This window comes from Parabacteroides acidifaciens (genome assembly GCF_003363715.1).
Lineage (GTDB): Bacteria > Bacteroidota > Bacteroidia > Bacteroidales > Tannerellaceae > Parabacteroides > Parabacteroides acidifaciens.
In genome coordinates, this window is sequence record NZ_QREV01000012.1 from 68,225 (window position 1) to 91,148 (window position 22,924).

A 22,924-nucleotide genomic window follows, 5' to 3' on the forward strand; every position below is an offset into this window, starting at 1 on the left:
TTTATTTTAAGTTCATTATTCTATTAGCAAAGTTTGCGTAAGTCTTTTACACGGACCGCTTTTCCTTCCTGTACCGGCAAAGAGCCTTTAGCCACAAGTTTCAGGTGAGGGGTCAGGAGCAACTCGTCTTTCAGCTGACGGGTAACGTCTTTTGCCAAACGTTGCAGCACGCTGTAATCATCGGTAAAGAGATCGCTCAGTTCTACTTCGATCAGCATTTCGTCGTTGTTTCCTACCGTTTCGATGGTGATCAGGTAGTTGCTGCCCAGTTCCTTGAACTGCATCAATATCTTTTCTATCTGGATCGGGAAGAGGTTGACACCTTTCAGGATGATCATGTCGTCGCTGCGGCCTTTGAAACGTGCTAACCGCCTGTGTGTACGTCCGCAAGGACAGTCTCCCGGCAAGAAGCAGGTGAGGTCGCGCGTACGGTAGCGGAACAAGGGCATGGCTTCCCGGTTGATAGTGGTCAGGACCATTTCTCCGACTTCGCCTTCTTTTACCGGCTGCAAAGTGACCGGATCGACAATCTCAACGATTACGTTGTCTTCCCAGATATGAAGCCCGTTTTGTTCCGTACATTCGAATGCGACACCCGGACCGTTCATTTCCGACATTCCGAAACAGTTATATGCTTTTACGCCTAACAGCTGTTCGATACGGCGGCGCTGTTCTTCCGAATGGGGTTCGGCGCCGATACAAACGGTATGCAGTTTGGTGTCACGACGGGGGTCGAGGCCTATTTCATACATCACTTCCGCCAGACGGGTCGCATAGCTGGGTATGATATGGAGGCAGGTCGTCCCGAAATCCGTAATAAACTTAATCTGCCGTTTGGTATTCCCGGCTGCGGCAGGCACTGTCAGGCAACCTAATTTTTCAGCTCCGTACTGGAATCCCAAGCCGCCGGTAAACATACCGTAGCCGGATGTGTTCTGGAAAACATCGGTGTCGCGTATGCCGACCATATACATACAGCGTGCAACCTGGTTCGCCCACTGATCAAGGTCTTTTGCCGAGTGCAACACGACAGTCGGGTTACCGGTCGTTCCGCTGGACGAGTGGATACGTACGCAGTCTTTAATAGGTATGGCAGCCATTCCATAGGGGTAATTGTTGCGGAGATCGTCTTTCGTCGTGAAAGGGATCTTCTGCAAATCATCCAAGGATTGAATACTATCGGCTGTTATGCCGTTTTCTTTGAATACTTTACTGTAGAAAGGAGAATTTCCGGCTAATTCTATTGTCTTTTTTAATCGCTCCAACTGTAGCTTTTCCAGATCTTTGCGACTCATGGTTTCAATATCTTTCTGCCAATATTCCATCGTTTTTTGTATTATTATGTGTTTAATTCATGAAATTAGACTGCAAATGTATCTTTTATTTTGGATAGATTGTATATTTCTGGTCAAAAATGTGAAAGAGGATACTTTTTTGGGTTATTAAATGAAATATTTTTAGTACATTTGTCAAGTAGGTAATGTAAGAGTTGTGACCCTTAAATAATTTCACAAATGAGTAAATATAGCGATTTCTCGAAAGAAGAACTGATCCATCGCATTGAAGTGCTGGAAGCCGGGATGACGTTTTACGAAAATCAACAAAAGTCTGAAATACAAGATGAAAACCTTCTTAATCAAAGAAAGTTGAATTTTTTGAATATTCTTATGAATACGATCTTGTCCAATATTTTTGTGGCAATATCGGTAAAGGATATTTTTGCCGGTTTCAAATATATCTACTTTAATCAGGCGGCGGAACAATTCACTGGAGTTAAAGCTGATGATATAATCGGAAAGACCGATTTTGAATTGTTTCCTGATTCCCGCCGGGCGCATGAAATGCGTACGGAAGACTATTCGACCATCAAAAACGGACGACTGGAAAAATATATGGTGGAATATGAAAAACCGGATGGCGGAATCCGCATCGTGAATAATATCCGTTTGCTGATTACCAATCCGGACCCGGAAGCTTCTCCGTTGATTTTAACGATGATGTGGGATATTACCGAACAACGGGAGAATGAGCTGAACTTGATCAAAGCTCAGGAAGCAGATAAAATGAAAAATGCTTTTATCGCGAATATGAGCCATGAAATCCGGACTCCGTTGAATGCAATCGTCGGATTCTCCCATCTGATTACGGAGACGGACAATGCCAGCGAGGCACAGGAATACCTGTCCATTATCAGTAACAGCAGTGAACAGTTGTTGCAGCTGATCAACGATATGCTCGATTTTGCGAAAATAGAATCGGGTACGCTTAATTACAACAAATCGTGGGTGGATTTGAAAGATGTTTGCCATAATATATATGTAAGCCAATCTCTGAAAATGACATCGGATGTTGCTTTGTTGTTCAATGAAAGCCTTTTGCCTTCTATCCGGGTATTTACAGATGCACAACGGATAGAACAAGTGCTAAACAATCTGATGTCCAACGCGATCAAATGCACGACCTACGGTTTCATTTCCTTGTCTTACAAAGTCGAAAAAGAATGTGTCCGCTTATCCGTTACCGATACCGGCGTCGGGATTGACTCCGATAAGCTGTCAACAGTGTTTGAGCGTTTTGTCAAACTGGACAGCTTCCGCCAGGGGACAGGTTTGGGACTGTCGATCTGCAAAATGATCGTGGAGAAATTGGGAGGCGAAATCGGCGTTGAGTCTGAACCGGGTAAAGGTTCCACTTTCTGGTTCACACTTCCTATAGGCAATGAAGAGGAAAAGCTCGACACCGAAGGAAATGAGGATGTCGTTTTTGCAAAAGACGCTGTACTTGATGCGCTACCGGGGCAATATACGATATTGATAGCAGAAGATGTGTTGGAAAACTATTTATTATTGCAGGCGATTCTCAAAGGGAAATACCGGTTATTGCATGCCGTAGACGGAAAGCAGGCCGTGGAAATGTTCCACAAATATAATCCGGATATTATCCTGATGGATATTAAAATGCCGGTGATGGATGGCTATGCCGCAACAAAAGAGATCCGGGCATTATCGGCAAGCGTACCGATCCTTGCTTTGACGGCTTTTGCGTTTAAACAGGAAAAAGAGCAGGCAATGGAATATGATTTTACCGATTATCTGACCAAACCGGTAGATATTCCGATGCTGAAACATAAGATTAAGTATTATTTAAATAAGATAGAGGTATGAAAAATGTATTTTTATTCCTGGCTACAGGATTTGAAGAGATTGAAGCTTTAGGTACGACGGATATCTTACGTCGGGGTGGTGTCCGGGTTTCTACGGTATCGATTATGGGAGAACTGCAGGTTATGGGCGCCCATAATATACCGGTAGTGGCCGACTACTTGTTTGAAGATGCGGACTTTAGTGCGGCGGATGCGTTGGTATTACCGGGTGGGATACCTGGCAGTAATCATTTGAATACCTGTACGCGGTTGAAAGAACTGGTCATGCAGAAATATGAGGAAGGAAAGCTTTTGGCTGCTATCTGTGCAGGTCCGATGGTATTAGGCGGATTAGGGCTGCTGAAAGGACGTAAAGCGACCTGCTTCCCTTATTTCGAACCGACTATGGTCGGAGCTATACCGACAGAGAACGGGGTGGAACAAGACGAAAATATCATAACCTGTAAAGGTCCCGGTTTTGTGTTCGATTTTGGCTTGACAATCCTGAAAAACCTTAAGGACGAGGAGATCGCGGAAGAAGTCGCAGCCGCTTTGCTTGTGGCTAATCCGGAGTCGTCGCAGGCCGAATCGTGAATTTCCGGGGATAGTTGAACGCGATTGCCAATAACGCGCCGGCCCCCAATAAATAAGGATAATAGAGATATTGCATTATCTCGATAGGAGAGACGTGTCCTAAGCCTGCTGCCATCAGTAACTGTGCTCCGTACGGAATAATACCTTGTACAAAGCAGGAGAAAATGTCCAGTAGGCTTGCGCTGCGTCTCGGATCTATTTTGAAACGGTCTGCGATGTCTTTGGCTATCGGGCCTGCCATAATCAAAGCGATGGTATTGTTTGCAGTACAAAGATTGGCGAAACTGATTAAAGCGGCAATACTTACTTCTGCACCTTTTGAGGAACGGATATGGGAAGTCAGCTTTAAAATAATCCAATCGATCCCACCGTTATACCGTATCATTTCCAGCATTCCTCCGGCCAGCAAAGTGACGATAATCAGTTCACCCATATTGGTAATACCAAGCCCCATCGAAGCATTCCATCCCCAAATATCAAAACCTCCGGTAATCAGTCCAACAACGCCGGAAAGGAGAATTCCGATTATCAGAACCATCATTACATTTACACCGCAAATTGCTGTTACCAGTACCACCAGATAGGGCAGAACCTTGATCCATTCGATAGGCCCCGTTTCGTATGTACTGTCTATCCCGCTACCGATCAATACATATATAATACCTGTCAGGATTGCAATAGGAAGAGCGATACGGATATTTACTTTAAACTTATCGTTCATGTTGCAGCCCTGTGTCCGGGTTGCAACAATAGTCGTATCTGAGATGAAGGATAAGTTGTCACCAAACATAGCCCCGCTCACGACTACACCCAGCATGAGCGCATCGGGCATTCCGGTTTTATCCGCAATCCCGACAGCGACGGGGGCCAAAGCGACGATTGTTCCGACTGAAGTTCCGACTGAAATCGAAATAAAACAAGCTGCTAAAAAGATGCCTGCCGCCAATAAATTGCCGGGCAGAATAGACATAGCCAAGTTTACGGTGGCATCGACAGCCCCCATCGCCTTTGCCGTTTGCGCGAAGGCTCCGGCAAGGATGAAGATCAGTACCATTAGCATGATGTTACTGTTAGCGGCTCCCCGGCAAAATTGTTCGATCCGGTTACTTAGTTTCCCCCCTTTGGAAATAGCTATGGCAACAACCGAAGCAACCACAAACGCCACTGTAATGGGCATCTTGTAGAAATCTCCGGCAATAATGGAAACAACCAGGTAGGACAACAGGAAAACGGCCAGTGGCGTCAATGCCCACGGGTTTGGGGCGTGATGGAGTCGGGAACTATTTTGATCTGTCATTGCAAAACCGTAATATTAGAACGTGAATCGTAGCGCAATCCTGATACCTCCCTTTTTGATATCCGGGTGATTCAGGTAAGTCAGTCGTCTGTAATAATCGATGCGCAATATCTTGAATATGTTTTCCAGACCGACGCTACATTCCATATAAGGCGTATTGCCTAATGGCTGTGTTCCTTCCGGCAGCAGGAAGAGTCCCGGAGTCAAAGTCGGATTGTTTTTATCCGTCAACCCGCCGTATATCATATTAAAGGAAACCACTTCGCGCAGGCGCAGCCACTTAATTCCCGGAATACGGTTTAGTATCCAACCCTTCAGGTAGTAAGTCGCATTAAAGGATACATATTGGTCGGTGACAAACTCCAAGGCACTCATCATGTGGAACGCTTCCGGCTGGATTGTAACGGACTGGTTTGTGTTGGGTAGGACCAGCAGAGGGAAAGGAACTTTATCCCAAACCTTTCCGGCTTTCAATTGCGCATCGATATGTCCGAATGAAGACAACCAGATACGCTTTTCGGCGCTGATCTCCGTATGGTTATAATTGTAGTCACCTCCCAATACGCCTTTAATACCCAACTGGTGGGAGAGCTTGAAGACCGGAGCATCTTTAGACAGGTTGAATACGGATTCTTTACCCGAGCGTCCATTATAAGACCGTTCACCCGGAGCGAAGCGCAATTGTGTTCCGATCTCGGATGTCGTAAAATCTTTCAGCAGGTATAATTTGCCGGTCTCGTCGCGTTTAATGTACTGGAGCGTTCCGGCTGCTTCATTGTTTTGATTCATCAGCCATGACTTCCAAGTCAATCCGTTCAGCCATTCCTTCTCGTATTGCAAAACACTTTTACGGATGTACTGCATCTTTGTGACGGGTTCGCCGACTTTCCAGGCGACAAAAATGTTATCTTTACTGGTGAAAAGGAAGTCCTGCCCAGGCGTGTACACGTCATATTCCTGGATAAACGATAAGTTGTTGACCGGATTTTCCCCTTCGTGATATTCTTTTTTATTGAAACTATGCGTCAGCTTCAGGTTGTATTTTAATTTACGGTCGTTTGTTCCATATGCCAGATAGCCGCTTGCAAACCAATACGGGCTCAGATTTGCCGTTGTCATTCCTCCGACACGCATACGGAAACCTTCCAGATGGTTTGCACTGAAGGTCGTATTCATCGGGCCAAAGTCGAACTTGGTCACTTTTTTATCGTTCGCAGTCGGAATATAACCCGTAATCAGTATCTCCGCCGTCTTGATAATAGCATTGAAAGCAGGAACCTTGCGCAATTGAGCCAATAAGTCTTTCAAGGCATCTTCTTTTTCTTTCAGAGGTATAGGACGGTTATGCATCCAGAAAGTATCGGGTTGCGCGGTCGCTTCCGGCAAGACATGTAACGCCCCCAAGAGGCCGAAGACCGAATCGGCATTCTGGACATTGAAATTATAGTTATCATAGTTCCTGAGCTGATGGGCATATAGTTGTTGTGTCCCTTTCACCACATAGAAATTGACAAAGGTGTTTTCCTGGTCGATCACCCAGGTACTGTCCGGCATTCGCTTGAATTCCTGTTCGATACGCAGTTTGTCTACCCAGTTCAGGTTGATGTTGGCAGGTGTGTTCAACAGTACCTTTTTGACAGCATAATTACCGTCGAGAGTTATATAAAGCCGTCCGGTAAACCCGTAACTTTCGCTGTTCGCCGGAACGAAAGCGAGGTCAACGCATTTATCACCTCCTATATCGAGCGTGTCCATGATATAGTAGTGGTAATAAGTGGTCGCCAACGTAGAGGATAAAGGGCTGACGAAACGGTTCAACAGGATAGGAATGTTATTATCAAAGATATTGACGCTCTTGAATATTTCTTCCAGATTGGAAGTGATACCACCGCCATCATCCAAAGATTTGTCGATTCCCTGCATGCGCTTGGCCCTTACTATTGTCTTCTCTGTCTTAGGACTTTTCCGGTAATAGAAATCCGACAGGTTTTCACGAACGGAAACGGTCAGGATCGGTTTACCGTTGAATTCGGATGTGTCCAGATAGTTCTTGATAAATTTAAACTTCTTCAGAAATTTATTCTTGTCAAGATTCGGGTTGAAGTTGTCCAACGACAAACTCAATTTTTCATACACTTCCGTCTGGTATTCCGGTTTGGCTTCAATCCGGTTGTCATTCTTATGTGCAATTACATTTTTGATAAGCTCGACTGCCGGATTATCTTTCCGGGTATATTTTTCCCGCTTCGGTTTGATTACGACTTCGGATATTTCGAAAGCGGTCGGTTTGAGCAAAAACACTAAATTGTCGTTCTTTTGACCGGGTTTGAGATCGATAAACTTAGTGTCATATCCTAATGAGGCGGCTGCCAGCTTCGTATATCCCTCATTATTTTGAAGAGTAAACACTCCGTCGTCGTCTGTCATTGCCCCGATAGTGGATCCGTCAAAATATACGGACACAAATGGGAGCGGCTCACCGGTGATCGAATCTTTTACGATACCGGAAGCCGATGTAAAACTCTGAGCGTATAAGATGGAGATGCCTGTTACTGACTGTAACAAAGCTATTAATAATATATAACCAATAAGTTTCATCATGTATGTAACGTTCTTCCTTCTCGGAAATGTAGGAACAAAGGTAGACTTTTTTATTGGTTAGATAAGTATGGCAATATTAAGTTTTTTATCTTTTAATATTTATACAGGATAGTAAAGATGAGATTTATAGATAAATTCTCCATATATTTGTTCTCTCTTAAAAAGAAAGGAGAGATTGGGTCATGGGATTTATCAATAATTGGTTATTTGCCTTATTATCCAAGAAAAACCTCAAAATTTAATTATGATTAAAAATTTGAAGCAAACAATCGCTCAAGAAGCAAGATTGGAAGATGTAGTTCAGAAATATGCGGAATTACATCGTGGAAGTAAATCAGGAAAAACACTAATGTGTAGTTGTCCATTTCATAAAGATGATGAAAAATCTTTTAAAATAAAAGTAACGGATCAAACCTACGAGTGTGATGTCTGTAAAGAAGCCGGTGACGTTGTCCGCTTGACACAACTGTTAGTCGGTTGTAATGAAGGGGAAGCATTACGCCTTTTGGTGGATTGGTTCCATATTCCGATTGATGAAAATGGATTGGAATACCTTGCCCGCAAGAGTAAGCGGAAAAAGGAAAAAGAAAAGAGTATGTTTACTGCCAAGCATAGAGAAAAAGAGTTCAATATGTTATTAAACTCTTTCACCTCCAACTCATGCAGTAGTCCTCTTTTAGCCTATGCCCATCAATATTTGGAGCTTGGTGTGGCGGCAGATATCCTTCCGGATACCTATGAACAGATTTCCGGATGCAAGCTCTTCCCTGTCCGGGATGATAGCGGAAGTTTACAAGGTTTTCTTAAATACGTTCCGGAAGAAAAAGAAGAAGAAGAAGGCTTTTGCATTCCTGCGGATTTGAGAGAAACAAACCTGTTGGGGCTTTATCAGGCAATCGAGGCTATAAAACGATGCGGTTTTGCATATTTGGTATGGAACAGCAAGGATTTAATGATCATGCATGCCGCAGGTTTCACCAATACGGTAGCCTGTTGCGGGCCGGAACTGACTTATCGGCACATCGAATCGCTTTTAAAACAGACGAATCAGGTTGTCTTTATGTACCCCGATGAAATATCCAAGCAGGTCAGAGCGACAAAAGCGGCCGCCCGATTATCGCATCTTTCAGTAACTCCATATCGTTTTCCTTTGCCAAGAAAAGGATTATCATCTTTATACTATAAGATGGAACCAGCCCGATTTGAGTATTTTATCCGTCAGTCTACCCGTCTGAATTACCTGGATGCGGTAAACGTACGTCTTATTGCCCGATTAGAGGAAATAACGAAACAGCTGGCAAGCGTGCAAGTATTGGAAGAGAAACTCCAGTTACGGTCCGAGTTGATTCAAGTGCGGAACAAGGTCGACAAGCTGACCGGTCTTTTAGATAGAAACTGGGACTATTTATATCGATATTTCGGATAAATTGATTGCGAGATAAAAAGCAGAATGAAAGCGCATACAAGAAAGAAAAAGATTATGGCGGTGACTCTGACCGGGTCGGTAGCCAATTTCCTGTTACTGGTTTTCAAATTTGTAGCAGGTGTATTGGGACACAGTAGTGCCATGATTGCAGATGCCGTCCATTCTCTTTCCGACTTTGTAACGGATGTAATCGTACTGCTTTTTATCAATATATCGTCAAAGCCGAAGGATGAAGGGCATGACTACGGGCATGGTAAGTATGAAACGTTGGCCACTTCGGTCATCGGTATCGTCCTGATGTGCGTAGGAGTCGGCCTTTTCTGGGAAGGGGCGAATAAGATATATGGATTTTATTTCATGGATGAGCCGCTTGAAAGTCCGGGGAAAATTGCCCTGCTCGCTGCTGTCGTATCTATAATGATAAAGGAGGCGTTGTTTCGCCTGACCCTTTCTGTCGGCAGGCGGGAAAACAGCCAGGCGGTTATTGCGAATGCCTGGCACCATCGTTCGGATGCTTTTTCTTCCATAGGCACGGCGCTTGGGATCGGCGGTGCAATCCTGTTGGGCGACAACTGGCGTGTGCTGGACCCGATCGCGGCTGTTATCGTCAGTATTCTGATTGTAAAAGTTGCTTTCCAGTTGGTCCTCCCTGCTATAAATGACCTGTTGGAGAAATCATTGCCTAAAGAAGTGGAAGACGAGATCCTTTCAGTCATTAACGAGACTCCGGATGTGAAGAACCCGCATAATCTGTGTACCCGCCGTATTGGCAATGATTTTGCAATCGAGGTGCATATCCGTGTGGACGGCCAGACAACCGTCAGTCATGCACACGAACTGACAAAAGAGATAGAGCGGAAATTGCGGTTGAAATACGGTCCGGCAACTCATATTGTTTTGCATGTCGAACCGGTAAAATGAAGGAAGATGAACGATACGATAAAGTTATATAGAGGAGAAGTTTTCGACTTTACAGATTCGCCTTTGGACAGAAGTGACGCTTTCCGGTATTTCCCCGACGGAGCGTTGGTCGTGAAGGAAGGGATCATAATCGATTGCGGGCCTTTCAAGGAACTGGAAGACCGCTACGCCGGTTGTGAACGGATCGACTATTCCGGCAAGCTGATAATGCCGGGCTTTATCGATTCTCACATCCATTATCCGCAAGCCGAGATTATCGGGATGTATGGGAAACAATTGCTTGAGTGGCTGAATGACTATACTTTTCCTGCCGAACAGGCTTTCTCGTCTCCGGAGCATGCCGAACGGATCGCACGCTTTTTCGTGCAGGAACTGTTCCGGAACGGGACGACGACCTGTATGGCATATGCGACTGTGCATGCTGCATCCGTTAATGCTCTTTTTTCGGTTGCTTCGGAATATAATATGTGCATGATGACCGGAAAAGTGCTGATGGACCGTAATGCGCCGGATGGTTTGACCGACACAGCCGTACGGGGAGAGGTCGAAAGCCGTTCTCTGATCGAAGCCTGGCATAAGAAAGGGCGTAACCGTTATGTGATTACTCCCCGTTTTGCGATCTCCTGCTCGAACGAACAACTGAAGGCCGCAGGACGCTTGCATGAGCAATATCCGGATACTTATATCCAAACGCATCTTTCCGAAAATAAGGAGGAAATCTGTAATACACTTTCCTTGTGTCCCGGCTGCCGGGATTATTTGGAAGTGTACGAACGGGCGGGACTGGTGACAGACCGTTCGGTTTTCGGCCATTGCATCCATCTGTCGGATTCAGAATGCCGCCGCCTGGCAGAAGCCGGTTCGGTTATCGCTCATTGCCCGACTTCCAATCTCTTTTTAGGAAGCGGCCTGTATGATATGCGGCAGGCTAACCGGATCGGTATGCAGACCACGCTGGCGACCGATGTCGGTGCCGGAACGTCTTACTCCTTGCTTCGTACGATGGGCGAATCTTACAAGGTGCAGCAACTCAACGGATATCCGATGTCCGTACTGGAATCCTTTTACAAATGTACTTTAGGAGCCGCAAAGGCGCTCCATCTGGAGGATGAAACAGGCAGTTTTGAAAAAGGCCGGAAGGCAGACTTCATCGTTCTCGATTATGCCGCCACCCCTTCCCAACAAATACGCCGGGAATATCTGGAACGCAATGGGAAATGGGAACTGGAGAACAAACTCTTCGGTTTGCAAACTTTAGGAGATGACCGTAACATTGTGGCAACCTATATCATGGGGAAACGAATGTGAAGTCTTTGCGACTGAAACTAAAGTGTCTGCGGTCGAAACTAAAGTTTCAGCCGAGGAAACTAAATTTTCGTCCCGTGAAACTAAAGTTCCATCGGCATGAAACAAAAGTTTCAACCGTACGGAATTGTTGAAACTAAAGTTTCAGACTTTCGTACGCTTGAAGCTTTTTTGTAATCTCCTAAAACACTTGCATTTCGTTCCTGACTGTCGTCACGCCGATCAAGCGGTCGTAGCGGGCACCCATCGGGCGGAAGTAGACGTAGATGCTATATTCGTTTTGCGTCTGGTAGAAGTTGCCTTCTATCGGTCCGGTCTGTCCGACCGTAGATCCGGTAGGGACAAACAAATATTGGTAGTTATAGCTGCCTTGTTTCAGCAGGACGGCTTTTTCGTATTGGTTTGTTTCGAAGTTATAGCCCATTTTACTCTTTTCGTCCAATACATTATTATACAGCTCACCGTTCAGATAGACATTTCCATCGGGCAACGGGTCACAGGCAAGCGCGAAATGCACGATGTAGTAATCGGCTTCCGTATCAGGATCGTTGCAACCGCTGCAACGGATGAAGAAACGCCCGTCCTGGTCCTGGTCGTACTGATAGGTTCCTTTGTCCCGTTTATAATCGGTCATTAGTTCCACATTATAATAAGGGTTGTGATAAGAGATGTCTTCGACGTGCATCCCGTTATATTTGTTGCTCAGGAACTCCATACGCCGGTATTCGTTTCCGGCAGGGAAAATCAGGTTGCGGTTGTAAGCATAGGAAATCTGGTTTTCTAAAATGCTCATCGGTTGCAGGTCGGTGACGGCATTATCGCGCCGGTTGTCCTGATAGACATATATCTTCAGGTCTGTTTGCGGATAGGTGATCGGGAAATTCTTGTTGTTGATGGTGAAACTGACCTGCTGATGGCTCTGGTTGGTGTCGATGTCCGTATTCCCGCTGACGGAAGCAGCGATGTTGATGACAGGTTCGGCCACCGAGAAACAGGCCGTAAACACGATCTGGTCCGGATTGTCTTCCTTATAGACCTGTATGGCGTAATTCCCGGAAACTTTGAACTGGACATCGTCGTTCGGAAGCAACAGGCGGTAGTTGGAATATTGGGTGGTTGTCCCGATGGAATTGGCAAAATCGTCGATTGTCATTCCCTGGAAACCGTTCATGTATTCGATGGGGCTTAACTGCGATTGTGTCCAGTCGGCATTGCAGTGTATGACGTTGTAGGCATACCGTGTGTACCCGCTGCCCAAACCGTCGAAATTGATTTCGATCCGCTCGTCGCCGCCCAAAGCGATATAGGGCTCGGATATCAACTCGCCGGCCACTTTCACCTGAAGCGTCTTTATCTGTTTGTTGTTGACGTCGGTAAAATACTTCACTTGTGCATTTGCCCCGATGGAAAGGGCAAAAAGCGACATAAAAAGCAAACTGTACACTCTCTTTTTCATATTTCTTTCTTTGACAATGCAAAATTATGGAATTATTTCTTTAATTATTTCCTTTCGCCTGCTTTAAAGCATAAAAAATTGCTTACTTTTGCGGGAAAATTACATATAAACAATTTTAGTTGTATCATGGCAAATGTGATTAAGATTAAAAAGGGTTTAGACATTAATCTGAAGGGCAAAGCTTCGGACGTACTGTTAAACGGGGGGAAAAGCGATACTTACGCGATCGTTCCCGATTATTATAACGGTATTGTACCCAAAGTTGTTGCCAAAGTAGGAGAAAAAGTCAAAGCCGGTTCTGTATTGATGATCGATAAGAACCGCCCGGAGATCAAGTTTGTTTCGCCTGTCAGTGGCGAAGTAACTGCCGTAAACCGAGGAGAGAAGCGTAAAGTGCTTAGCATTGTTGTTAAGCCGGATGCGCAGATCGAGTACGAGGATTTCGGCAAGAAAAATGTAGCTTCTCTGAAAGGAGAGGAGGTTAAGGACGCAATCCTGAATGCCGGTTTGTGGCCTTATATCAAACAACGTCCGTATGACATCGTCGCTTCGCCGGCAGATGCTCCGCGTGACATCTTTGTTTCTGCATTCTACTCCGCACCGTTAGCGCCGAACTTCGATTTCATCGTGAAAGGTCAGGAAGCAGATTTCCAGACAGGGTTGGATGCATTGGCAAAGCTTACCGCCGGTAAGGTTTATGTCGGTGTCCGCAAAGGTTCTTCCGTCAGTGTGAAAGGTGTTGAAACAGTGGAAGTGGAAGGTCCGCATCCTGCAGCGAATGTGGGAGTACAGATTAATCACATCAAGCCTGTCAACAAAGGCGAAGTGGTTTGGACGGTAAATCCTGCCGATGTGATCGTAATCGGCCGTCTGTTCAATAAAGGTATTGCCGATTTCAGCCGCCTGGTTGTGCTGACCGGTTCCGAAACGACAGAAAGAGGATATATCAAGGCTATCTCCGGTTGTACGATCGACAGCCTGGTTGCCGGAAAGATCCTGAAAGGGAACGAAGACGTCCGTATCATCAGCGGTAATGTGCTGACCGGTACGAAGGTGATGAAAGACGACTACTTAGGCGCTTACGACAATCAGATTACCGTAATCCCGGAAGGCGACGAAACATACGATTTCTTCGGTTGGGCTACTCCCGGCTTTGGAAAATACAGTGTCAGCCACTCTTTCCCGACTTGGCTGATGGGTAAGAACAAAGAGTATGTAATCGACGCCCGCATCAAGGGTGGCAAACGCGCCATGATCATGTCTAACGAATACGAAAGCGTATTCCCGATGGACATCATGCCGGAATACCTGCTGAAGGCAATCATCACGTTCGATATCGACAAGATGGAAAACTTAGGTATCTACGAAGTGGCTCCCGAAGATTTTGCACTTTGCGAATTTGTTGACACATCCAAGCTTGAAATCCAGAAGATCGTTCGTCAGGGCTTGAATCTGTTATACAAGGAAATGAATTAATAACATTAAAAAATTAGAATACATTGAAAGCGTTAAGGAATTACCTCGACAAGATTAAGCCTAACTTTGAGGAAGGCGGAAAGCTGGCGATGTTCCGTTCTGTTTTTGAAGGTATCGAAACATTCTTATTTGTTCCGAATGCGACTTCCAAATCAGGCGTACATATTCATGACTATATTGACTCGAAGCGTACGATGACCGTGGTTATCATAGCTTTGTTGCCCGCTTTGCTTTTTGGTATGTATAATGTCGGTTATCAGCATAACCTTGCGGTTGGTACTGATCCGGGATTTCTCATGACTTTTATTTTTGGTTTTCTGGCTGTATTGCCTAAAATCATTGTTTCGTATGTAGTAGGTTTGGGTATCGAGTTTGCGGTTGCCCAGGTGAAGAAGGAAGAAATTCAGGAAGGTTTCCTGGTTTCCGGTATCCTGATCCCGATGATCGTTCCGGTGGACACTCCGCTGTGGATGATTGCTGTTGCCACTGCATTCGCTGTTGTTTTTGCAAAAGAAGTATTTGGCGGTACGGGATATAATGTATTTAATGTAGCCTTGGTTACACGTGCATTCCTGTTCTTTGCCTATCCGGCAGCCATGTCGGGCGACCAGGTGTTTGTCCGTACAGCCGACACGTTCGGTATTGGTGGCGGTCAGGTTGTGGACGGTTTCTCCGGTGCAACTCCGCTGGGACAGATTGCAATTGCAGGCAAGGAACTGATCAATTCGTTCCAGGCAGTCGATGTTCTCGGACATCCGATTTCCACATGGGACATGTTCTTGGGTCTGATTCCGGGTTCAATCGGTGAAACATCCGTATTGGCAATTCTGATCGGTGCCGTAATCCTTCTGTTTACAAGAATCGCAAGCTGGAAGACAATGGTTTCCGTGTTTGTCGGTGGTGCTGTCATGTCATTGATCTTCAATATGGTCGGAACGACAGTTTCGATGTGCGTATCTCCGCTGGATCAACTGTTCCTGGGTGGTTTCGCATTCGGCGCCGTGTTTATGGCTACCGACCCTGTCACTTCAGCCCGTACGGAAACAGGAAAATATATCTATGGCTTCCTGGTTGGCGCCATGGCTATTATCATCCGCGCGTTGAACCCGGGTTATCCCGAAGGTATGATGCTCGCTATCCTGTTGATGAATGTATTTGCTCCGCTGATCGACTACTACGTAGTGGAAGCTAACATCAACCGCAGATTGAAACGTGTAATCAAATAAAGTAAGAAGGAGTATGGCTAAATATAAATGTAAAGTATGTGGATATATCCACGAAGGAAATAAAGCTCCGGATGTTTGTCCTATATGTGCAGCTCCTGCTTCCGATTTCGAAGAAGTGAAAGACGAGGCTGCAGCCAAGAAGGGTATGAACCGGGATAGCAATGTTTATACGGTTGTATATGCTTCGGTAATGGTTGTTCTGGTAGCCGTCGTGTTGGCTTTCACTTCCCAGTCGCTGAGAAGCTTCCAGCAGAAGAATGAAGAAAACGACAAGCGCCAGCAGATTCTGCGTTCTATTAACGTAGCGGTTTCTGCCAATGAAGCTGAAGCTAAATATAACGAATTGATCAAGGAGGCATTCCTGGTAAATGAAAACGGACAGAAGGTGGACGGCGATGCTTTTGCTGCCGATGTAGTAAAGGCTGCTACCGAACACGAATACCCGGTTTTCGTAGCTAATGTAGACGGCCAGACAAAATACATCATGGCTTTGCATGGTGCAGGTCTGTGGGGCCCGCTGTGGGGATATATTTCCGTAGATAGCGATAAGAACACGGTGTACGGCGCCGACTTCAGCCACCAGGGGGAAACTCCGGGTCTGGGTGCCGAAATCGCCAAGCCGGCGTTCAGCAGTGAATTTAAAGGCAAAAAGCTGTTTATGGATGGAACATTCAAATCTGTTGCCGTAGTAAAACCCGGCAAGAGTGTGGAAGGCCAGGATTATGTTGACGGTATTTCCGGCGGTACGATCACCAGTAAAGGTGTCGACGCGATGTTGTTCAACAGTTTGAGTGGTTATGTCAAATTTTTAACCTCACAAAATTAAGAGAAGATGGGATTATTATCGAATAAGAATAAAGAAGTTCTGTTAGGCCCGCTTAGCGCCAACAACCCTGTTGTCGTCCAGATGCTGGGTATCTGCTCTGCGCTGGCTGTAACATCAAAACTGGAGCCGGCTATTGTAATGGGTATTTCAGTAACGGCTGTTGTGGCTTTTGCCAACGTAATCATTTCATTGATCCGTAATACAATTCCTAACCGTATCCGTATTATCGTACAGTTGGTGGTTGTAGCTGCGTTGGTAACTATTGTTAGTGAAGTGTTGAAAGCATTTGCTTACGATGTAAACAAACAGCTTTCCGTGTTTGTCGGTCTGATCATTACCAACTGTATCCTGATGGGACGTCTGGAAGCATTTGCTTTGGGTAACGGCCCGTGGGAATCATTCCTCGACGGTATCGGCAACGGCCTCGGGTATGCGTTGATACTGGTGATCGTCGGTTTCTTCCGCGAACTGTTAGGTTCCGGCACACTGTTAGGCTTCCAGGTAATTCCGCAGGCATTCTATGACTTCGGTTATGTGAACAACGGTTTGATGATCCTGCCTCCGATGGCGTTGATCGTGATTGCTGTGATTATTTGGGTTCATCGTGCTCGTAACAAGGAACTTCAGGAAAATTAATGCTAACTATTAAAAGAATAATAGAATGGAAGAATTATTAAGCACATTCGTCCGCTCGATTTTTGTAGACAACATGATCTTCGCATACTACTTAGGTATGTGTTCGTTCGTGGCTGTTTCCAAGAATGTGAAGACAGCTTTAGGATTAGGTATAGCAGTGACATTCGTGCTCTTGTGTACACTGCCGATCAACTATATGCTTGAAAACTATGTACTGAAAGAAGGTGCATTGAGCTGGTTGGGGCCGGATTTCGCAAATGTGAATCTGAGCTTCCTCGCTTTCATCATCTTTATCGCCGTTATTGCATCTTTCGTGCAATTGGTTGAAATGGTTATCGAGAAGTTTTCACCCTCTCTGTATGCTTCCCTGGGTATCTTTTTGCCGCTTATCGCTGTAAACTGCGCTATCCTGGGTGGTTCTCTGTTTATGCAGCAGAAAGCATTCCCGAATGTAGGTGTTGCAACTGTGTATGGCTTAGGTTCTGGTATCGGATGGTTGCTGGCTATCGTAGGTATGGCTGCTATCCGTGAAAAACTGGCATATTCAGACATTCCCAAACCGTTGAAGGGTCTTGGTATTACCTTCATCATCACCGGTTTGATGGGTATGGCCTTTATGTGCTTCTCAGGTCTTAAGATTTAAGTATTAACGCATTAAATAACAGATAAAGATGATTTTATTAATGTCGGGCGGACTTACAATCGCAGCCAGTGCAGTTGTTTTCCTTGTGATAACACTGATTCTGGTAGCCGCACTTTTGTTCGCTAAAGCAAAATTGGTACCATCCGGAAATGTAAAGCTGGAGGTAAATAAAGAAAAAGAAATAGAAACTCCGATAGGCGGAACGCTGTTGGGCGCTTTGCAGAGCGGGGGTATCTTCCTGTCTTCTGCCTGTGGTGGCGGTGGTAAATGTGGCCAGTGCCGTGCACAGGTAATCGATGGCGGAGGAGAAATCCTGCCGACTGAAAAGGGCTTTTTCTCTCGCAAGCAGATCAAGGAACACTGGCGTCTGGCATGCCAGTGCAAGGTAAAGGAAGATATGGTCGTTCAGGTTCCGGACGAAGTATTCGGCGTAAAGGAATGGGAATGCGAAGTGATCTCCAACAAGAACGTGGCTACTTTCATCAAAGAGTTTATCGTGGCATTGCCTAAGGGCGAACACATGGACTTCCTGCCGGGTTCTTATGCCCAGATCAAGATTCCTGCATACTCAATGGATTATGACAAAGATATCGACAAGAACCTGATCGGTGACGAATATCTGCCGGCATGGAAAAACTTCGGTCTGTTCACGCTGAAGTGCAAGAATGACGAGCCGACTATCCGTGCTTATTCTATGGCTAACTATCCTGCGGAAGGCGACCGTATCATGTTGACGGTTCGTATCGCCACACCGCCGTTCAAGCCGAAACCCCAGGTGGGCTTCCAGGATGTGATGCCGGGTATCGCTTCTTCTTATATCTTTACCCTGAAACCGGGTGATAAAGTGACGATGAGCGGTCCTTACGGTGATTTCCATCCGATCTTCGACTCCAAGCGCGAGATGATGTGGGTCGGCGGTGGTGCCGGTATGGCTCCGTTGCGTGCGCAGATCATGCACATGACAAAGACGTTGAAGACGACAGACCGCAAGATGTCATACTTCTACGGTGCCCGTGCGCTGAACGAAGTATTCTATTTGGAAGACTTCCTGGAAATCGAAAAAGAATTCCCGAACTTCACATTCCATCTGGCGCTCGACCGTCCGGATCCTGTAGCCGATGCAGCAGGAGTGAAGTACACGGCCGGTTTCGTTCACCAGGTAATCTACGATACTTATCTGAAGGATCACGAAGCTCCGGAAGATATCGAATACTACATGTGTGGTCCGGGCCCGATGTCAAAGGCTGTGGAAAACATGTTGGACAATTTGGGTGTGCCGCGTGAAATGTTGCATTTCGACGACTTCGGTGCATAAACGGTCATTCGATCAAAATAAAAGAAGCGGGAAGAGATTTTTTCTTTTCCCGCTTTTTATTTTAGAACTATTCTGTTTATTAGAATGTTATCCTTGTAAATCAAGGGAAGGGAAACTCGGTATTACAAATGGGTGACAAAAAAAATACATTTCTTTTGTAATATAGTGCAGCGTTTCCCGTTCTAAATACATCATACTTGTATATGATTTTAAAATTGCAATAGATTATGAAAGCGTTGATATTATCTTTTTTTGCGGTTATCTTAGGTTATTCTCTCATTTTTAATGAGAAGGAATCAGCGGAACAGCCTGTTATAAAGGATAGTAATTCTGTCTATGTCGACAGGCCGGCCAATACTCAAATAAGCGATTCCATTTTGATTTACAAGGACCAAACCGCATCCATCCTGTAATTTACAGCTCGTCATATCCGGGAATACCGTTCAGAAAGACATAAGTCTGGTTGTTGTAGTCGATCTTGCAACAATAGTGGTTGAGTCCATTGCTTACGATCAGGTATTCGACATGCAAAACCATATTATAACGCGCAATCTGGTCGAATACGGCATTTGTGATGCTGACGGTAGGGGCTTTGTACTCGACAATCACTAAAGGCGCTAAAAAGCGGTTATAAGCAACCGTATCGCAGCGTTTTGACGTTCCATTCAGTTTTACCAATACTTCATTGGCCAGAAGTTCTTTCGGATAATTTTTGAAAGAAATCAGATAGTTGACAAAATGCTGGCGTACCCATTCCTCCGGAGTCAGGGCTACATATTTACGGCGTACGGGATCAAAGATCGTACGTTTTCCATCTTTTTCTGTTACTTTAGGCGCGAAACCAGGTAAGTTTAATGTCAGCATTTACTATATTTGTTCTTTTATTCTGCGAAAACAGTCCATCAAAGGTAATGATTTATGAAAACAAAACAAGAAATTGTCGAGAATTGGTTGCCGCGCTATACGGAACGGAAACTGGAAGACTTTGATAAATATATCCTGCTTACCAACTTTACGAAATATGTGGAGCTGTTTGCAGAACATTTCAATGTCCCGATCTTAGGGCTGAAGAACACGATGCCGAATGCTTCCGCCAACGGTGTAACGATCATCAACTTTGGAATGGGTAGTGCGAATGCGGCTACGATCATGGACCTGTTGTCTGCGATCAAACCGACGGCAGTCCTTTTTCTGGGGAAATGCGGAGGGTTGAAAAAGACGAATAACCTGGGTGACTACGTCATGCCGATCGCTGCCATACGCGGGGAAGGAACATCAAACGAATACCTTCCGGCGGAAGTACCGTCGCTTCCGGCCTTCTCGATGATGCGCGCCATTTCGTCTGCAATCCGCGACCGGGGAAAAGATTACTGGACCGGTACGGTTTACACAACGAACCGGCGGGTATGGGAATACGATAACGATTTTAAAGATTATCTTCGGCGGACGCATGCCACCGGCATCGATATGGAAACTGCGACACTGTTTACGGCAGGCTTTGCCAACAAGATCCCGACAGGTGCGCTGCTGATGATTTCCGATAAGCCGATGGAAGAAGACGGAGTGAAGACGGAAGCCAGTGACCGGGCCGTGACAAAAAACTTTGCTGAAGAGCATCTCATGTTGGGAGTGGAAGCGCTTCGTCAGATTATCGACGGAAAGAAAACAATCCGTCATATCCGCTTCAGTTGGTAATTGGAATAAAAGAGTGATTACGCGAAAATATGGCTAAAAAAGAATATACATACGAGGAAATATGCCGGGATATAGTGGCAAAAAAGTTTGCGCCTGTCTATATTATGATGGGTGACGAACCTTTTTTTATGGACCAGATAACGGAATTGTTGCTCGAAAATGTATTGGAGGAATCCGAACGGGATTTTAACCAGGTTATCATGTATGGAGCCGATACGGATGCAGCTACGATAATAAATGCGGCACGCCGTTTTCCGATGATGTCAAAATATCAGTTAGTGGTAGTCCGGGAAGCACAATTAGTTCGTGATATAGAAGTGCTGTCGAACTATGTAAAAAATCCATTAATGTCGACTGTTCTGGTCATTAATTACAAATATAAAACGTTGGACCGCCGCAGGGCATTAGCAGCTGCGACCGATAAAATAGGCGTATTATTCGAGTCTAAAAAAATCCCCGATTATAAGATGCCGGCCTTTATCAGTTCATTCATGCAACTACGTTCTATAGGGATCGATAATAAAGCCGCTCAAATGCTCTCAGATTTCCTTGGAAACGATTTAAGCCGCTTGAGCAAGGAATTGGATAAACTGGCGTTGATCCTGCCGGAAAAGGGAGCAAAACGCATCACGCCGGAGTTAATAGAGCAGAATATCGGAATCAGTAAAGAATACAATAACTTCGAGCTGATAAAGGCACTTGCCATGAAGGATGTCCTGAAGGCAAACAGGATTGCCCAGTACTTCGAAAAGAACCCGAAAAGCAATCCGATCCAGATGACCCTTCCTGTATTATTTAACTACTTCTCAAACCTGTTGATCTGCTATTATACGAAGGACCGTTCCGAGACCGGTCTGATGACGGCACTTGGTCTTAGGGGAACTTTCCAGGTCAAAGATTATCTTTTGGGAATGCGAAACTATTCGGCTATGAAGGTCTTTAACCTGATCAGTGATATCCGTATGACGGACGCCCGCTCGAAAGGAGTGGAAAATACATCGGTATCGGATGCCGAACTTCTGAAGGAGCTACTCTACAAAATACTTCATTAAACAACTTTTTATACCCAATAAGCAGAAAGAAGGGGCTTTTTCCTGGAATAACAAAAAAATAGACCGGGAAAATAAGCCTCTTCTTTCTGTTTTTCAGTTCATTATACTCATTTTAACCCACTCGTGAGTTGAATATTTATTCTCGCCTTACCATCCGTTCACAAAAATCATCAAAAAAGAGAGGTTTAGCCTTCACCAATGCCAAAAGAGATTGGCCAGGTAAGATAACATTCGTAAATCGGGACATTCTGTCAGTATCCCATAATATCAAAACAAATTATAGTATTGAAATGTAAACCTAATTACAGGTGTTACGATTGTAAACACGACTGTTTGTATAATTTATGTACGAATACAATTGTATTCTGTAAACAAAATTCAATAAGGAAACATTTGTTTATGTTTACATTACTATTATAAACTGGTAAAAACAGACCTTTCAGCCAAACTTTCTATTTTTCGCATAAATAAGCATAAACCAGTTAATTACGTTGAAATATTAATCTGACACGTTAATTATAAGGCTACATCTGTGTACAAATGCTCATAAAAACAAAGAACAATCTTGTTTTTGTGTTTTATAATGATAAGGATAACAATAAAATAGGTTATATAGTGAAAGTATTACTTTAACATGGTTTTTATGCTTAAAATCCCTGTTTACAATAATAACCATTACAAATGTATTCTGTTGTATATAAAAATATCAGTTTAAGTTTATATAGATAAATTGCACAATTGAGAATTATAGTTTATATTTGTATCGTTATTGGTTTGTGTATGATTTTTGATAAAAAGCAGACACAATGTCAGTATTTTGCTAAACAAATTAAGGATATACAGAAAGATGATAGAACGTATCACTAAAATAAGGGAACGGGAAGGTATGACTCCTTCTAAATTTGCTGAAGCAATCGGTATCCAGCGTTCAGCCATGTCACATATTTTGAATGGAAGAAATAATGTTAGCCTGGATGTCCTTATTAAAATTCTGGAACGGTTCACTTATGTAGATTCCGACTGGCTCCTCTTTGGCAAAGGTGAAATGATACGGGAACATGTGTTGACACAGCCTGATTTGTTCCAAAATACGGCGATAAATCCGTCCGAAGGGCAAGCTGCTCTCGAATATCGCAAGGAAACGAGGGTTGACACACCTGTAAACAATACAAAAATGCCTGTAGTAGAGCAAATTATACAGCAAGAAACGAATGCTAAAAAAGTTAGTAAAATAATGATTTTTTATTCTGATAATACATTTGATACTTTTATAAGCGAAAAAGACAAGAAAGAATAGCTTGTTTTGGTTTATA

The 22,924-nt window shown here is 44.5% G+C and carries 19 protein-coding genes; 14 read left to right on the forward strand and 5 right to left on the reverse strand.

Going from position 1 to position 22,924, the window contains the following annotated elements; translation table 11 throughout:
* Nucleotides 1–23 precede the first annotated feature (23 nt).
* Nucleotides 24–1,325: a phenylacetate--CoA ligase family protein gene (locus DWU89_RS07320; protein WP_115498989.1), complete on the reverse strand. Its 1,302-nt coding sequence runs from the start codon at nucleotides 1,323–1,325 to the stop codon at nucleotides 24–26.
* Nucleotides 1,326–1,514: 189 nt separating this feature from the next.
* On the opposite strand from DWU89_RS07320, the gene DWU89_RS07325 reads away from it, so the two are divergent.
* Nucleotides 1,515–3,164 carry a PAS domain-containing hybrid sensor histidine kinase/response regulator gene (locus tag DWU89_RS07325; protein WP_115498990.1) on the forward strand — a complete coding sequence of 550 codons (1,650 nt, stop codon included), beginning with the start codon at nucleotides 1,515–1,517 and terminating at the stop codon, nucleotides 3,162–3,164.
* The gene (locus DWU89_RS07330) at nucleotides 3,161–3,736 is read left to right on the forward strand and encodes a DJ-1 family glyoxalase III (protein WP_115498991.1); all 576 of its coding nucleotides are present in this window, start codon (nucleotides 3,161–3,163) and stop codon (nucleotides 3,734–3,736) included. Before DWU89_RS07325 ends, DWU89_RS07330 begins: the two co-directional genes overlap by 4 nt.
* Here the strand turns inward: DWU89_RS07330 and DWU89_RS07335 are convergent.
* Together DWU89_RS07335 and DWU89_RS07340 are read right to left on the reverse strand one after the other, a co-directional pair.
* Complete coding sequence (locus DWU89_RS07335) at nucleotides 3,705–5,033, reverse strand: Na+/H+ antiporter NhaC family protein (RefSeq protein ID WP_115498992.1); 1,329 nt, start codon at nucleotides 5,031–5,033, stop codon at nucleotides 3,705–3,707. The genes DWU89_RS07330 and DWU89_RS07335 overlap by 32 nt on opposite strands.
* A 15-nt stretch (nucleotides 5,034–5,048) precedes the next feature.
* On the reverse strand, nucleotides 5,049–7,634 hold the full coding sequence (locus tag DWU89_RS07340; protein ID WP_115498993.1) for a DUF5686 and carboxypeptidase-like regulatory domain-containing protein: 2,586 nt from the start codon (nucleotides 7,632–7,634) through the stop codon (nucleotides 5,049–5,051).
* Nucleotides 7,635–7,878: 244 nt separating this feature from the next.
* On the opposite strand from DWU89_RS07340, the gene DWU89_RS07345 reads away from it, so the two are divergent.
* The 3 genes from DWU89_RS07345 to guaD are packed head-to-tail and all read left to right on the forward strand — an operon-like array spanning nucleotide 7,879 to nucleotide 11,289.
* The gene (locus tag DWU89_RS07345) at nucleotides 7,879–9,060 is read left to right on the forward strand and encodes a CHC2 zinc finger domain-containing protein (RefSeq protein ID WP_115498994.1); all 1,182 of its coding nucleotides are present in this window, start codon (nucleotides 7,879–7,881) and stop codon (nucleotides 9,058–9,060) included.
* Between the two features lie 24 nt (nucleotides 9,061–9,084).
* Nucleotides 9,085–9,981: a cation diffusion facilitator family transporter gene (locus DWU89_RS07350; RefSeq protein ID WP_115498995.1), complete on the forward strand. Its 897-nt coding sequence runs from the start codon at nucleotides 9,085–9,087 to the stop codon at nucleotides 9,979–9,981.
* 6 nt (nucleotides 9,982–9,987) lie between these two features.
* On the forward strand, nucleotides 9,988–11,289 hold the full coding sequence (gene guaD / locus DWU89_RS07355; protein WP_115498996.1) for a guanine deaminase: 1,302 nt from the start codon (nucleotides 9,988–9,990) through the stop codon (nucleotides 11,287–11,289).
* Nucleotides 11,290–11,467: 178 nt separating this feature from the next.
* Here the strand turns inward: guaD and DWU89_RS07360 are convergent, their stop codons facing one another.
* Nucleotides 11,468–12,742, reverse strand: a complete 1,275-nt coding sequence (locus DWU89_RS07360; protein WP_115498997.1) for a type IX secretion system plug protein — start codon at nucleotides 12,740–12,742, stop codon at nucleotides 11,468–11,470.
* A 126-nt stretch (nucleotides 12,743–12,868) separates the two neighbouring features.
* Between DWU89_RS07360 and DWU89_RS07365 the strand changes: the two genes are divergently transcribed.
* The 6 genes from DWU89_RS07365 to nqrF are packed head-to-tail and all read left to right on the forward strand — an operon-like array spanning nucleotide 12,869 to nucleotide 18,864.
* Complete coding sequence (locus tag DWU89_RS07365) at nucleotides 12,869–14,218, forward strand: Na(+)-translocating NADH-quinone reductase subunit A (protein ID WP_115498998.1); 1,350 nt, start codon at nucleotides 12,869–12,871, stop codon at nucleotides 14,216–14,218.
* A 23-nt stretch (nucleotides 14,219–14,241) separates the two neighbouring features.
* Entirely contained in the window at nucleotides 14,242–15,444 is a 1,203-nt protein-coding gene (locus tag DWU89_RS07370; protein WP_115498999.1) for an NADH:ubiquinone reductase (Na(+)-transporting) subunit B, read from the forward strand.
* A 13-nt stretch (nucleotides 15,445–15,457) separates the two neighbouring features.
* On the forward strand, nucleotides 15,458–16,270 hold the full coding sequence (gene nqrC, locus DWU89_RS07375; RefSeq protein ID WP_115499000.1) for an NADH:ubiquinone reductase (Na(+)-transporting) subunit C: 813 nt from the start codon (nucleotides 15,458–15,460) through the stop codon (nucleotides 16,268–16,270).
* Between the two features lie 6 nt (nucleotides 16,271–16,276).
* Complete coding sequence (locus tag DWU89_RS07380) at nucleotides 16,277–16,906, forward strand: NADH:ubiquinone reductase (Na(+)-transporting) subunit D (RefSeq protein ID WP_115499001.1); 630 nt, start codon at nucleotides 16,277–16,279, stop codon at nucleotides 16,904–16,906.
* 25 nt (nucleotides 16,907–16,931) lie between these two features.
* Nucleotides 16,932–17,549, forward strand: coding sequence for an NADH:ubiquinone reductase (Na(+)-transporting) subunit E (gene nqrE / locus DWU89_RS07385; RefSeq protein WP_115499002.1), 618 nt, complete (start codon nucleotides 16,932–16,934; stop codon nucleotides 17,547–17,549).
* A 28-nt stretch (nucleotides 17,550–17,577) separates the two neighbouring features.
* Entirely contained in the window at nucleotides 17,578–18,864 is a 1,287-nt protein-coding gene (nqrF, locus tag DWU89_RS07390) for an NADH:ubiquinone reductase (Na(+)-transporting) subunit F (protein WP_115499003.1), read from the forward strand.
* A 414-nt stretch (nucleotides 18,865–19,278) separates the two neighbouring features.
* Here nqrF and DWU89_RS07400 read toward each other — a convergent pair whose 3' ends face one another.
* The gene (locus tag DWU89_RS07400; protein ID WP_115499005.1) at nucleotides 19,279–19,728 is read right to left on the reverse strand and encodes a type I restriction enzyme HsdR N-terminal domain-containing protein; all 450 of its coding nucleotides are present in this window, start codon (nucleotides 19,726–19,728) and stop codon (nucleotides 19,279–19,281) included.
* Between the two features lie 54 nt (nucleotides 19,729–19,782).
* On the opposite strand from DWU89_RS07400, the gene DWU89_RS07405 reads away from it, so the two are divergent.
* From DWU89_RS07405 to DWU89_RS07415, 3 genes are all read left to right on the forward strand, one after another.
* Nucleotides 19,783–20,559 (forward strand): AMP nucleosidase, encoded by a 777-nt coding sequence (locus DWU89_RS07405; RefSeq protein WP_115499006.1) that lies wholly within the window; start codon nucleotides 19,783–19,785, stop codon nucleotides 20,557–20,559.
* Between the two features lie 29 nt (nucleotides 20,560–20,588).
* Nucleotides 20,589–21,611 (forward strand): DNA polymerase III subunit delta, encoded by a 1,023-nt coding sequence (holA, locus tag DWU89_RS07410; RefSeq protein ID WP_115499007.1) that lies wholly within the window; start codon nucleotides 20,589–20,591, stop codon nucleotides 21,609–21,611.
* Nucleotides 21,612–22,458: 847 nt separating this feature from the next.
* The gene (locus DWU89_RS07415; RefSeq protein ID WP_115499008.1) at nucleotides 22,459–22,908 is read left to right on the forward strand and encodes a helix-turn-helix domain-containing protein; all 450 of its coding nucleotides are present in this window, start codon (nucleotides 22,459–22,461) and stop codon (nucleotides 22,906–22,908) included.
* The last annotated feature ends 16 nt before the right edge of the window (nucleotides 22,909–22,924 follow it).